At 75.1% G+C, this 12,261-nt stretch carries 9 protein-coding genes and 1 pseudogene; 1 reads left to right on the top strand and 9 read right to left on the bottom strand.

What is annotated here, in order from left to right:
* Positions 1-2: 2 nt before the first annotated feature.
* The 8 genes from QQY24_RS26940 to QQY24_RS26905 all read right to left on the bottom strand — a co-directional run bounded on the left by QQY24_RS26940 (position 3) and on the right by QQY24_RS26905 (position 9,738).
* The gene (locus QQY24_RS26940) at positions 3-1,367 is read right to left on the bottom strand and encodes an aldehyde dehydrogenase (RefSeq protein WP_301975304.1); all 1,365 of its coding nucleotides are present in this window, start codon (positions 1,365-1,367) and stop codon (positions 3-5) included.
* A 103-nt stretch (positions 1,368-1,470) separates the two neighbouring features.
* Entirely contained in the window at positions 1,471-3,111 is a 1,641-nt protein-coding gene (locus tag QQY24_RS26935) for a class I adenylate-forming enzyme family protein (protein ID WP_301975303.1), read from the bottom strand.
* Between the two features lie 6 nt (positions 3,112-3,117).
* The gene (locus tag QQY24_RS26930; protein WP_301971585.1) at positions 3,118-3,828 is read right to left on the bottom strand and encodes a cupin domain-containing protein; all 711 of its coding nucleotides are present in this window, start codon (positions 3,826-3,828) and stop codon (positions 3,118-3,120) included.
* A 100-nt stretch (positions 3,829-3,928) separates the two neighbouring features.
* Positions 3,929-5,083: an SIS domain-containing protein gene (locus tag QQY24_RS26925; protein ID WP_301975302.1), complete on the bottom strand. Its 1,155-nt coding sequence runs from the start codon at positions 5,081-5,083 to the stop codon at positions 3,929-3,931.
* The gene (locus QQY24_RS26920; protein ID WP_301975301.1) at positions 5,083-5,889 is read right to left on the bottom strand and encodes a BtpA/SgcQ family protein; all 807 of its coding nucleotides are present in this window, start codon (positions 5,887-5,889) and stop codon (positions 5,083-5,085) included. The genes QQY24_RS26925 and QQY24_RS26920 overlap by 1 nt, the downstream gene beginning before the upstream one ends.
* Positions 5,890-5,914: 25 nt before the next feature.
* Positions 5,915-7,486 carry a pyridoxal phosphate-dependent aminotransferase gene (locus tag QQY24_RS26915; protein ID WP_301975300.1) on the bottom strand — a complete coding sequence of 524 codons (1,572 nt, stop codon included), beginning with the start codon at positions 7,484-7,486 and terminating at the stop codon, positions 5,915-5,917.
* 49 nt (positions 7,487-7,535) lie between these two features.
* The gene (locus QQY24_RS26910) at positions 7,536-8,489 is read right to left on the bottom strand and encodes a TauD/TfdA family dioxygenase (protein ID WP_301975299.1); all 954 of its coding nucleotides are present in this window, start codon (positions 8,487-8,489) and stop codon (positions 7,536-7,538) included.
* Between the two features lie 25 nt (positions 8,490-8,514).
* Positions 8,515-9,738, bottom strand: a complete 1,224-nt coding sequence (locus QQY24_RS26905; RefSeq protein WP_301975298.1) for an MFS transporter — start codon at positions 9,736-9,738, stop codon at positions 8,515-8,517.
* Positions 9,739-9,985: 247 nt separating this feature from the next.
* Between QQY24_RS26905 and QQY24_RS26900 the strand changes: the two are divergent.
* Positions 9,986-10,511, top strand: a pseudogene (locus tag QQY24_RS26900) (NUDIX domain-containing protein).
* A 112-nt stretch (positions 10,512-10,623) separates the two neighbouring features.
* On the opposite strand, the gene QQY24_RS26895 reads toward QQY24_RS26900, so the two are convergent.
* Positions 10,624-12,183, bottom strand: a complete 1,560-nt coding sequence (locus tag QQY24_RS26895; RefSeq protein ID WP_301975297.1) for an AfsR/SARP family transcriptional regulator — start codon at positions 12,181-12,183, stop codon at positions 10,624-10,626.
* Positions 12,184-12,261: the final 78 nt, after the last annotated feature.

Below are 12,261 nucleotides of genomic sequence, written 5' to 3'. Positions count from 1 at the left end.
CCTCAGCGCTCGCCGAGGCGCACGGTGACGGTCTTGGGACGCTGGTACTCGGTGAGCGCGAGCACGCTCATGTCCGTGCCGTGCCCCGAGCTGCCGCGGCCGCCGTGGGGCAGCTCGGCGCTCTGGTCCAGGTGGCAGTTGACCCAGACCTCCCCGGCGTTCAGCGCGCCGGCCACACCGAGCACGGTGGCCGTGTCGGAGCCCCACACGCTCGCGGCGAGGGCCTGCCGCACGGAGTTGGCCAGTGCCAGCGCCTCCTCGACGCCGTCCGCCGCCTGCACCGTCAGCACGGGGCCGAACACCTCCTCGACCACGGCCGGGTCGTCGGGTGCCAGGCCGGCCAGGACGCGTCCGGGCCGCCAGTAGCCACCCTCCTGCCCCGGCCCCGGCGCGACGTCGGCGACGTGCTGGACGCCCGCCGCGCTGCTCGCGAGGATGCGGTCGTGGCGCGCGACCTGGTCGGGGTTGTTGAGCGGCCCGAAGTCGGCCCCGGCGCGCCGGGCGCTCATCGCCTTGGCCAGCTCGTCGACCACCCGGTCGTGGTTCTCCCGCAGGGTGATCACCCGGGCCGGGGCGGCGCAGCTCTGTCCGGCGTTGTAGGTGACGGCCCGCACCAGCGCCTCGCAGGTGTCCTCGGGGGCGTCCGGGAGGACCAGGGCGGGGCAGTTGCCGCCCAGTTCGAGGCTGATCCGGCGCAGGCCCGCGCGGGCGGCGACGTCCCGGCCGCCCGCCTCGCTGCCGGTGAAGGCCACCGCGTCGACGTCCCCGGCGACCAGCAGGCGGCCGGTGTCGCGGTCGCCGGTGACGGTCAGCAGCACGTCGGAGCCGAGGGTGGCGGCGGCGTCCCGGGCGAGCAGCACAGCGGTGTCCGGGGTGGTCAGGGCGGGTTTGAGCACGACCGTGTTGCCGGCGGCGAGCGCCGGGCCGATGCGCCAGGCGGCCATCATCAGCGGGTAGTTCCAGGGCACGATCGCGGCGACGACGCCCACGGGCTCCCACCGCACCCAGCTCTCGCGGTCGTGCATGTGCCGGCCGGCCGCGGGCGCGGTGTCGGCGCGCACGGCGCCGGCGTAGAAGCGCAGCAGGTCCGCGCAGTTCTCGACCTCGCCGTGCGCCTCGGCGGCGGGCTTTCCGGTGCCGGCCTGCTCGGCCTGCACGTACTCGGCGGAGCGTTCCTCGATGAGGTCCGCGAACCGCAGCAGGCGCCGTGCGCGGTCCCGGGGGGTGAGGCCGGCCCAGGCGGGCTGCGCGGAGCGGGCCGCGGCCACGGTGGCGCGGACGTCGGTCTCGCGGCCGACGGCGACGGCCGGCCGCGGCCGGCCGGTGCGCGGGTCGGTCAGGGACGGGGCGGGGAGGGTCTGTGGCATCGTCAGCTCTCCGGCTGGGTGGTCTCGGTCGGAACGGGGCGGGCCGTCGTCGCGCCCGGCGCCCCGGGCGCGGGTCGGGCGGGCCGGGCCCGGTCGGGCCCGTTCACGTGGCGCTCCGGGGAGACGGAAGGGATTCGGGGGACGGCGCCACCCGGGCGATCGTGGCGGCGAGGTCGCGGCGCAGCACCTTTCCCGTGGCGGTCCGCGGGATGGCCTCCAGGACGACGATCCGGCCGGGCCGGCAGGTGGGCCGGAAGGACCGCGCCAGTGCGGTGCGCGCCTGCGCCACCGCGTCGGCGCCCGGCGCGGGCACGACGGCCGCCACGACCTCCTCGCCGAGGAACCGGTGCGGCAGCGCCACGCTCGCCGCGTCCCGCAGGTGCGGCACCGCCCGCAGCACGCGGTCCACCTCGTCCAGGGAGACGGCCTCGCCCCCCACCTTGGCGATGTTCTTGCGCCGGCCGGTGACGACGACGAACGTCCTGCCGGACTCCGGGTCGGTGATCTGCGTGCCCAGGTCCTGGGAGTGGAACCAGCCTCCGGCGAAGGCCTCGGCCGTGGCCTGCTCGTTGCCCTGGTAGCGGGTCATGACGTTGTGCCCGCGCATGCAGATCTCCCCCTCCTCCCCCGGTGCCGCCCGTTCGCCGCCGGAGGTGAGCACCGCGACCTCGTTGCCGTACAGGGCCGTGCCGATGGTGGGGATGTCGGTGTCCAGCATCAGCCTGCGGTAGGCGTCCTCGGACAGGTCGGCGGGCAGGGTGGTGGAGAAGTTCACCGTCTCCGTGAGGCCGTACCCCTGTAGGACGCGGGCGCCCGTGCGCTGCCCGACCGCGCGCGCGGTACGCGCGCTCAGCGGTGCCGCGGCGGACACGAAGTAGTGGAAGTCGGACGGCAGTTCGGGCTGCCGCCAGGTCTCCGTGAGGGCTTCGAGGATGCTCGGGACGACGCTGGCGATGCGGGGCCGGAAGCGTTCCAGGAGCCCCGGGTAGCGCAGCGGGTCGAATCCGGGCGCCAGCAGGACGTGGGCGCCGGCGGCCAGGACGCCGAGCACGGTGAAGTGCAGCCCGTTGACGTGCTGGATGGGCAGGCACCCCAGCACCCGGTCCCCCGGGCGCAGACCGTGGTGGCGGCGCAGCGCCTCGGCGTTGACCGCCGCCGCGTAGTGGGACTGGACGACCAGTTTGCCCGCCGCGGTCGAGCCGGAGGTGGCGAAGCAGAAGGCGCCGGCCGACGGGTCGGCCGCCGGGTCGGACGGCAGCTCCGCCTGCGCGTCCAGGGTGTGCGCGTCGGGCACGGCCACCGCTTCCGGCAGTGCCTGCGCCGCGAGCGTGGCGGGCCGCAGCACCAGTTCGGCGCCGGCGGCCCCGGTCAGCTCCCGGCGGCGGGCGGCGGGGTCCTGCGGGCTGAGCATCAGCAGTGAGCAGCCGGCGCGCAGCACCGCCAGGACGGTCAGTACCGAGGCGGCGTCGTTGACCGGGGCGAGGGCCACGGTCGACCCGGGCCGGACGGCCCGGTCACGGCGCAGCCATGCCGCCAGTCGCCGGCTCAGCGCGTCGGCCTCCCCGTAGGACAGCGTCACGGTGTCGCCCGTGGGCGTCGGGGTGGTCAGGAACGGCGCGCCGGGCCGGACCCGGGCGTGGTGGTCGAGGCGGGACAGCACCGTCGGCCAGGGCGTCAGCCGCTCCGCGAGCGGCTTGCCGAGGTAGGTGTGCGCGCGGTCGAAATCGGTGGGGGACGGCGCCATCGTGGTTCACCCGAACCGGTGCGGGGAGTGGGGGCAGCCCTTGGCGGCCAGTTCCTCGCCGCTGGAGGCCTGGATGTCGCAGAGGCGGCAGGTGATGTGGCCCAGGTCGCCCAGCAGGGCGGTGTAGGCGGTGAGTTCCTGGCGTTCGGGGCTGTCCAGGTGGCGGTGGGGTGCGCCCACGGAGAGGATCATGTGGTCGGTCACCGCGCCCACCGCGTGGGTGATGGCGCCTTCCACCATGTAGACCTGTCCGGGGCGGGTTTCCACGATCTCGCCGGCGACGGCGATGGTGCCGGTGCCGGCCAGGACGAACAGCAGGTGGTCGCCGGGGTGGGTGTGCGGGGCGAAGCCGCTGCCGGCGGGCACGTGCAGGATGTCGGCGCCGACGTGGCCGCTGGAGAGCAGGGAGTGGCCGGTGGCGTCGGCGGTCTTCGACACCCGGGTGGGGCCGGGGGCGACGTCGATGCCGAGCTGCTGGGTGGTGCCGTCCAGGCCGAGGTCGGTGGCCCAGTCGCAGATGAGCAGGGGGGCCCTGCGGGTGTCGCCGGGCTCGGCGGGGGGCCGGGCCGCGGAGGCCGCGGCGGCCTTGGACCGGCCCAGGACCGACAGCAGCTGCACCGCCTTGGCCTCCCGTTCGGCCGGGGCGAGGTTGTGCAGTTCCTCGGTCAGGACGTCGATGACCTGTTCGGTGGGCAGGCCGTTCATTGTCTCGGTCAAGGCATTCCTTCGATCGTGTCGGTCGTCGGTGTGCGCCGACGGGGCGGGCCGGTGCCGCGCGGGGCGCGGCCCGGCGGCTGGAGGGGGTGTCCCGGGGCGGTCAGGGGCTTGCGCCGTGCGCCCTGTCCTGCCCTCCGGCCGCCGGTTCCGGCCGGCCGGCGGCGAACGGCGTCCGGTCCAGGCGCTGGGCGAGGTGGCAGGCCAGGGGGGCGGCGAACAGGTGGTAGAGCAGCGGGGAGAACTCCTCGCGCACCTGCCCGTGGACGGGCAGGTGCGCCCAGGCCGCGAAGTCCGGGAGGTCGTCCGCGGGGGCGACGGCGACGAGCCGTCGGCCCAGCGCGGTGGCGCGCTGCGCGACGTGGCGGGCGTGCCGGGCGGACCGGCCGGGCGGTGCCACGACGAAGGTCGGCAGGTCGGTGGGCCGGGCGAACCGTTCGACGTGGCACCACTCCTCGAGGTCCTGGCCGGTGGCGAAGACCGCGGAGGTCTCGATCACCTTCGCCGCGCCGTACAGGGCGGTGCCGTGGGACGGTCCGCTGCCGAGCACGGTCAGCACCGGCGCGTCGGCGATGCGGTCGGCGAGTTGCCGGGTCCGCCCGGTCATCTCGTCCACGGTGGCCTCCACCGCGCCGGCGAGGCCGGGGAGTTCGTCGCGCAGGGCGTCGGCGTCCCCGCGTCCGAGGCGCCCGCGCGCCTGCCCGAGCCGGATCGCCAGCAGCAGGGCGCCGAGCAGGCTGGCCTGGTAGGTGCGTACGCCCGGGGACGGTTCGCGGTCGGGCAGTTCGAGCTGGACGGTGGCGTCGGCGGACCGGGCCAGCGGGCTCGCCGCGTCCCCGGTGAGGGCGACGGCCGTCCCGCCGTCCGCCCGCGCCTGCTCGGCCGCCCGTACGACGAGCGGGGTGCGGCCGGAGGCGGAGACGGCGAGGGTGAGGACGCGGCCGGGGACGGCGGACGGCACCCCGTAGTGGGTGTGGGGCAGCGCGCTCACCGGGCGGCAGTCGACGCCCGCGAGGGACCGGAACGCCATCTCGACGGCCCGGGCGGCGTGGTCGCTGTCCCCGTCGCCGACGATGACCACCGACTCGGTGGCGGCCAGGCGCACGGCGTCCGGCAGTGCCCGCACCTGCTCGTCGAAGTCGTCCGTGCGGGTCCGCAGGTCGTCGGCGAGACGGTGTGCCTGACGGAGCATCACCTCGGGGGCGATGACCGGTGCTCCGGCCGGGACGGGGGCCGGGCCGGTGGTGGCGGGCGCCATCAGCCGGCCTCCCGGACGAGGTCGACGTAGCGGCGCACGCGGTCGACGTCGATCCTGCCGCCCCAGCCGCCGCTCTCCAGGCACGTGCCCACGAAGGCGCCGTCGGCGGCGGCCAGCAGCCGGGCGGCGTTGCCGTGGTCGGTGTGCCCGGCCAGGATGACGGGCAGGCCGGGGACGGCGTCGCGGACGGAGGCGATCATCTCCAGGACGGTGCGTTCGTCCGGGTGCGACAGCGACACCGCGTCCGCGCCGACGGTGCGGGCCGCGCGTGCCACCTCCGCGGTGGTCTTCTCCCCCCCGAACCACTTGAAGTGCATGGAGTCGATGTCCGCCACGATGCCGACGGCCTCCGCGTCGATCGAGCGGCGGTAGCCCATCACCTCCAGCGGATCGGGCCGCACCATGCCGTGGGCGGTCAGGGTCTGTCCCACCAGGGCGCCGGCCCGGACGTAGTCGCCGCCGGCCACCCGGGCGACGCCGAGGGAGGCCCTGGTGGCGTTGCGCATCATCTGGACGCCGACGCGGAAGGGCGCACCGGTCGCCTCGACGACCGCGCGCACGATCAGGCCCATGGCGGCGGTGCGCGCCGGGTCGGACTCGTCGGCGACGCTGTAGACGCGGTCGACCGTCTGGATGAGGCAGCCGTCCGCCCCGCCCTCGTACAGGGCCCGCGCGGACGCCACCGCCGTGTCGAGGATGTCGGAGAAGGTGCCGGGCCGGTGGAAGGGGGTGCCGGGCAGGGGCGCCAGGTGCACCATGCCGAGGATCAGCTTGTGTCCGCCGCCGGGTGGGGTCCAGGTGCTCATGTGTCTCGTCCTCCGTGGGGGGCCGTCACCGGGCGGTCGTGGTCGCGAGGTGGGATCCCAGCCGGTCCAGGGCGGGGGCGAGCTGGTCCCAGGGACGGGCGGTGGTGATCCGCATGACGGCGCCGGAGAAGCAGAAGGTGAGGATGCCGGGGAAGAGGGACACCCCCGTCTCCCGCAGGACGTCGCGGAAGCACCGGTAGGAGTCGTCCCAGCCGGGCAGCTCCACGGTGGTGTTGATGGAGAAGCGCGGCACGAGCACCCGCGCGGGGGTCTCCGCCAGGCGGACGGTCGCCGCGTCGCGCAGCGTGGTGAGTTCCTCGGCCCGTCGCAGCCGGTCCGTCCGGTAGGTGCGGTAGGCGTGCCGCAGCCGCTCCAGGTCGAGTCCGTACGACGCCTCGAACTCCTTCAGCTCGTTGGGCCCGGGCTCGTCCACACCGGTGATCAGCCAGCGCTCCATGCGGGCCAGCACTTCCACCACCGTGTAGAAGAACGAGGGCGGCCCGCCGAAGGACGAGGAGGCGTACTCGTAGTAGTCGGCGATGAAGCCGGGGTCGGCGAGGAACCAGCCCGCCTTCAGCCCCGGGGCCAACCAGGTCTTGGAGAGGCTGGAGACGCGCACGACGTTGGGCGCGCCGCGCGCGGCGGTGCGCTGCTCGTAGTCGCCCAGCCACTCGTGGCACTCGTCCAGCACGATGACCGTGGAGGGGGAGGCGGCCCGGACGAGCCGGGCGAGGCCCTCCTCCGTGACGGCCGCGCCGGTGGGGTTGCCCACGGTCTGCAGCAGCACCAGGGGGGTGTCGGGGGTGAGGGCCGCGATGAGCGGCTCGATCGAGGTCCGTCCGTGCTCGCTGGCCAGCGGGACCAGCTGGACGCCGTGCCGGCGGGCCACCGTTTCGACCAGGGGCGGGTAGTTGGGCACCGCGCACAGCGCCGGTGAGGCAGACGGGGAGCGGCCGTGCAGCACGAAGTCCGCGAGGGTGCTCACGGCGAAGGTGCCGCCCATGGTCATGGCGACGTGCTCCGCCCCGTAGCGCACGCCGTCGAGCCGGGCGCTCTCGTAGGCGGCGATCGCCTCGCGCGCCGGGTAGCGCCCGCGTGAGTCGGAGTAGCCGTACCAGTCGCGGTCCAGGGCGTAGCGGATGCAGTCCTTCAGGCTCTGCGGCAGCCCCCAGCGCTCCTCGTCCACCGCTCCGCCGGAGAGGATGTAGCGCGCGTTGTCCCTGAGGTCGCCGTACAGGTCGTCGCGGAAGAACCAGTTGAACAGTTCCTTGACGAAGCGGACGGTGGCCCGGGAGTTCAGCACCTGCTCCGGTTCCACCGGGCGCAGGCGGCGGCTGCCCCGCCACTGCTCGGCGAGCGCCGGATGCCGCGCGTCGGCGCCCAGTTCGTGCTCCACGCGGCCCAGCCACAGGTCGCGCAGTTCGAGCGGGTCGTCGGGGCGGCGGGCCCGGGCGAAGACGTCGAGCACCCGCTCGTCGACCCGGGTGACGAAGGTGTCGGACGTCCCGGCGGGGCGCGGTGCGCGCCCCGCCGCCGCAAGGGCGTCCGGCGACGCGTGCGGAGGGCGCGGGGCCAGGACGGAGTCGAAGAGTGTCATCGGCTTCTCGCGTAGGGGGGTGGGGGGTGGGCCCGGACTCGGTCCGGCGCTAGCGGATGCGCAGGCGCTGCAGGTGCCGTTGCTGCCGCGGCGGTGCCGCGGCACCGGCGGTCCGGCCGTGGAAGTGGTACGTGTTGTCGATCACGACGAGCAGTCCGCTGCGCCAGCGCACCCCGACCGCTTCTCCGGGCGCGTACATGGCGGCCAGCAGTTCGCGCAGCGCCGCGTTGACCGTCTCCGGGTCGGTGCCCGGCCGGTCGTGCGTCCACCGCAGTTCCTGGTCGAGGAAGTCCCGGAAGGAGAACACCCAGTGGCCGTCGACGCGGCGCGCGATGGGCGGCGCCTCGGGGCTGTCGCGGTACCTGGTGCGGGAGAGCAGCTCCAGCGTGCCGGCCGGGAGCCGGCGCGCCACCTCCCGCATCGGCACCAGCACGGTCCGGGCGTGGTCGGTGTCGTCGCCGGGTGCGACGCACATCAGCACGATGTACCGGGGCTGCTTCGCCACGGCGGCACCGCTGCTCTCGGAGTGCAGGCTGAGCGAGTTGCGCGCGAAGGGCTGCAGCGACACGTTCGCCGTGGGCGCGTGCTCGCTGCGCAGGTTGAGGACGATCCCCTCCTGCACGTAGGGCTGCACCGCGGGGTCCGTCTCCGGTATCGCCGTGCCCAGGAACTCGCCGAGGGCGGTGAAGCGGTGGTGCGGCAGCGGCTGGTCGAGCTGGACGACGGCCATGCCGCGGCTCCACAGCTGTTCGGTGACCTCCCGGTGCAGGTGGTCGGCGTCGGCCGGCCGGCCCTCCAGGGTCCGTACGGCCGGACCGCGCGGGTGCGTCGCGTTGCCCAGCAGCATCTCGCGCGGGGCGACGTGCGGGTCGGACGGCGATGCCCGGAAGCTTCCGTGGACGGCGTCGTGCCCCGCCGTGCGGGAGGCCGTGCGCAGGGGCGGCGCGTCCTCGGTTCCGGTGGGACCTCCCGTTTCGGCGATTGCGGGGGCGTGTTGTTCCATGCCTGGCTCCTTTGCTCGGGACGAGTCAGCCGCCGGAGGCCACGAGGACCGCGGGCCGGTTGCGTTCGGCCCAGCCGACCGCCGGGCCGAGGGCGAGGCCGGCTGCGGCGAAGAGGACCGCCGGCACCAGCCAGCCGAGGGTGCCGCCCCCGACGACCGTGCCGGTCAGACAGGTGGGTGCGGCCATGACGGCCAGGGCGTAGCCGGTGAAGAAGAAACCCTGGTACTGGCCCTGCCGGTGGGGCGGGGCGAGGTCGAATCCGATGGTCCACGCCGCCGCCGCGAAGACCATCTCCCCGTAGACCTGGACTCCCGCGGCCAGGACGAGGAACGTCACCGAGACCAGCGCGGCGTGGGTGGAGGAGGCGGCGAAGAGGAGGCAGGCCGCGGCCTGCACCCCGCCGGCCAGCCTCGCCGCGCGCACCGCGCGGGACAGGTCCGCAACGCCCTTGGCGATGCGCACCTGGAAGGCGATCACGCCTGCCGAGTTGACCAGGAACAGGACGGTCACCATCCAGCGCGGGGCGCTCGTGTGGTGGGCGATCCACAGGGGGATCACCATCTCCAGGAGCAGCGCGGGCAGGGACAGCACCGCGCTGAGGGCGGTCACCAGGGCGAAGGGCCGGTCCCGCAGCACCGCCAGCTGGTGCTCGCCCTTCGCCGGCGAGGCCGCCGGCAGGGGCGGCAGCGCGGTCAGCGTCGCCGCCGAGGCCAGGAAGGCCAGGGCGTCCATCACCAGGACGGTGCGCAGGGCCGTGGCGGAGCCCAGGTTCAGGGCCACACCGGCGAGCGCGGCGCCGAGGGCCACCCCCACGTTCGTGACGGACCGGAGGTAGGCCCGCGTGGACACGAGGTCGTAGGCCTTCAGCGCGCCGGCGACCGCCGCCTGCAGGGCCGAGCGGCTTCCGCGTTCCATGACGACGAAGACACAGGCGACCAGCACGAACTGGGCGAAGGAGCCCACCAGGAGGTACGCGGCGGCCGCGAGGCCGTTGAGGGCGACCAGGACGGCTGTCGTACCGCGCGGCCCCCTGCGGTCCGCCAGGTGTCCGAGGGGGATGCCGGCGAACAGGCCGACCGCCGCGGCGATGGTCAGGCCCAGTTCCCACTGGGGGACCGACAGCCCCGCGACGGTGGTGAAGTACAGGGCCGAGCACGTCATGAACGCGCCCTGACCCACCGTCATCAGCAAGGTGGCGACGGCGAGGACGCGGCCCGGTCCCGCGGCGGGGAGTATTCGACTCAGCACGTGGTTCACGCTAGGGGCGGTGCCGGAATCGCCGGGGAATCGCGAGGAGCCCGGTGGACCGCCCCGGTGTCCGGCCGATTACCCGTGGATTCTCCGGCCGTCGTTAAATTGCGGGCCACGCACAGGTCTCCGACGCCGCCCCCTGGGACCGCCGGTGCACGACGGCACCTTTCCGGGTCGTCCCCCGGCCGCGCCCTCGACGGGGTTCCGGCGACGAGACCCCGCCACCAGTGGAAACGAGGCGTGCATGGGATTCACGCACGGGCGCCGCATCACGCACTGCCCGTACTGCGGCTCCGGCTACGCGGACAGCACCGACTGGCCGCTGGAGTGCCTGGCGTGCGGTGAGACGCAGTGGCGCAACCCGTTTCCCGTCGCGGTCGTCCTGCAACCGGTGACGGACGGGGCCGGCCGCCGCGGGATCGTCGTGATCCGGCGCTCGCTCCCCCGGGCGCGGCCGGCTGGCGCTGCCCGGCGGATACGTGGACGTCGGGGAGAGCTGGCAGGAAGCGGCCGTGCGCGAGCTGCACGAGGAGACGGGTCTGCACGCCCGCGCCCGGGACGTGCGTCTCTTCGGCGCGCACAGCACCCGGGACACCCTGGAGCTGTTCGGGCTGCTGCCGGCGTGTGCGGCGGCCGGGTTGCCCGAGCCGGCGCGCACCTCCGAGACCGAGGGCCGCTGTGTGCTGGACGAAGCGGTGGAGCTCGCCTTTCCCGGGCACACGCGGGCACTGGCCGCCGCCCTCGCCGGCCGCACACGGCTGGATCCGTGAGCCGGCGCGCACCGGCCCGGCCGGCAGCGGTGACGCGGTCGCGGCCGGCAGCGGTGACGCGGGGGTCCGCAACCGCTGCCGGCCGCACGCACCGCCGGCCTGCCGGGTGGGCTCAGATGGCTGCCGACGAGGGTATTTCGTGCCGGTGCACCGAGGGACCGCCGGCCACCGCGGGCCGGATGCGGACCGCCTTCCAGCCGTCGGGGGGTTCGGGGCCGAGGTGGTAGGACACCTCCGACTCGGTCGCCTGACGGGTGGCCTCGCACACCCGCACCTGTCCCTCGGGGGCCATCGTCAGCAGGCGGAAGCACCGGTCGGACACCTCCCCCGTCACCGCCGGGACGTCCTCCTGCCCCGGCAGGAACGACAGGCACGCCTCCCCGGTGGCCACGGCGACGTGCAGGCGGACACCCAACGTGGCGTTCCCGGCGCGGCCGCCGAGCCGGTCCCGGATGGCGAAGGCCGCGCGCACCGCACGCGCGGCGTCGTCCCGCCGGGTGCCGTCGACACCGAACAGCGCGGAGAACACCGGTGCCGTCATCCGGCCGGTCGTGCCGCCCATGCGCGTGCACTCCTGCTGCACGACCGCCGCGACGTCCAGCATGGCGTCCTGGACGTCGTCCAGATCGCGGTCGCCGGGCAGGTCGTGGCGCGCCCAGACCAGGACGACGCTGACCCGTCTGCGCCGCGGAGCCGCCCGGCGCCCTGCCCGTGACCGGCCGCCGGCCTCGGCGAGGGCGGGCACCACCTGCCGCTCGCACCCGCAGTCGGGGGCCGGCCGCGGGGCCGCGCGCACCGGGGACGGGCCGGGTGCGGCGGATGCCTCCACCCGGCGGGCCGCCTGCTGCTGGGCGGCCAGCAGGGACCGCACCCGCCCCTGGTCGCGGTGCTGCTCCGCCAGCGGCCGCACCGGCGGGTCCAGGTCGGGGGCGTGATCGAGGATGGCACGTTCCAGTCGTCGCAGCTCGCGCGACGGCTCCAGGCCGTACTGCTCCACGAGTTCGGTCCGGATGCGCCGGAACACCGCGAGGGCGTCGGTCTGCCGGCCGCACCGGTACAGCGCCAGCATCAGCTGACCGCTCAGCCGTTCGCGCACCGGGTCCGCGGCGACGGCCGTCTGCAACTCGCCCAGGAGCGCGTGGTGGTTGCCGGCCGTCAGTTCGGCCTCGAAGAGGTCTTCGAGGGCGCTGAGCCGCTCGCTCTCCAGGCGCTCCAGCTCCGGCCAGCCCAGCCGGGCCTCCGCGAGGTCGGCGAGCGCGGCTCCGCGCCACAGGCCGAGCGCCTCGCGCAGCATGCGCGCGGCCGCGGTGTGGGCACCGGCGTCCGCCTCGGCGCGCCCGCGCTCCACGGCCCGGCGGAACCGGAACAGGTCCACGGTGTCGGGCTCGATGCGCAGTTGGTACCCGGGGGCACGGGTCAGCAGGGACGCCCGGGTCTCCGGGTTCCCGTGCGCCAGGTCGCGGCGCAGGTCACGGACGGCGTTGCCGAGCATCTTGCGTGCGGTGCGCGGGGTCTCGTCCGGCCACAGGACGTCGAGCAGCTTGCGCGTGGCCACGACTCGGTTGGCGTTCAGGAGCAGATAGGCGACCAGTCTGCGTTTGATCACCCCGCCGAGCGGTACGGTCGCGCCGTCCACGCTCGCCTGCAGGGGCCCCAGTAAGCGGAAATCCACTGAACCTCACTTTCGGGCCGGCTCTGCCCGTCCCGTCCTCGGCGGGTGGACGGCCGTGCGGGTGGTGGTCACCGGGCC

It is taken from the genome of Streptomyces sp. TG1A-8 (genome assembly GCF_030499535.1).
GTDB lineage: Bacteria > Actinomycetota > Actinomycetes > Streptomycetales > Streptomycetaceae > Streptomyces.
Note: the sequence above shows the minus strand (reverse complement) of the source record. Positions and strands in the feature narration are given on the sequence as shown.

Excerpts from the sequence above, each read along its gene's own strand:
- QQY24_RS26920 (WP_301975301.1), bottom strand. The coding sequence starts at position 5,889 with ATGAGCACCTGGACCCCACCCGGCGGCGGACACAAGCTGATCCTCGGC.
- QQY24_RS26935 (WP_301975303.1), bottom strand. The coding sequence starts at position 3,111 with ATGGCGCCGTCCCCCACCGATTTCGACCGCGCGCACACCTACCTCGGC.
- QQY24_RS26915 (WP_301975300.1), bottom strand. The coding sequence starts at position 7,486 with ATGACACTCTTCGACTCCGTCCTGGCCCCGCGCCCTCCGCACGCGTCG.
- QQY24_RS26940 (WP_301975304.1), bottom strand. The coding sequence starts at position 1,367 with ATGCCACAGACCCTCCCCGCCCCGTCCCTGACCGACCCGCGCACCGGC.
- QQY24_RS26910 (WP_301975299.1), bottom strand. The coding sequence starts at position 8,489 with ATGGAACAACACGCCCCCGCAATCGCCGAAACGGGAGGTCCCACCGGA.
- QQY24_RS26925 (WP_301975302.1), bottom strand. The coding sequence starts at position 5,083 with ATGGCGCCCGCCACCACCGGCCCGGCCCCCGTCCCGGCCGGAGCACCG.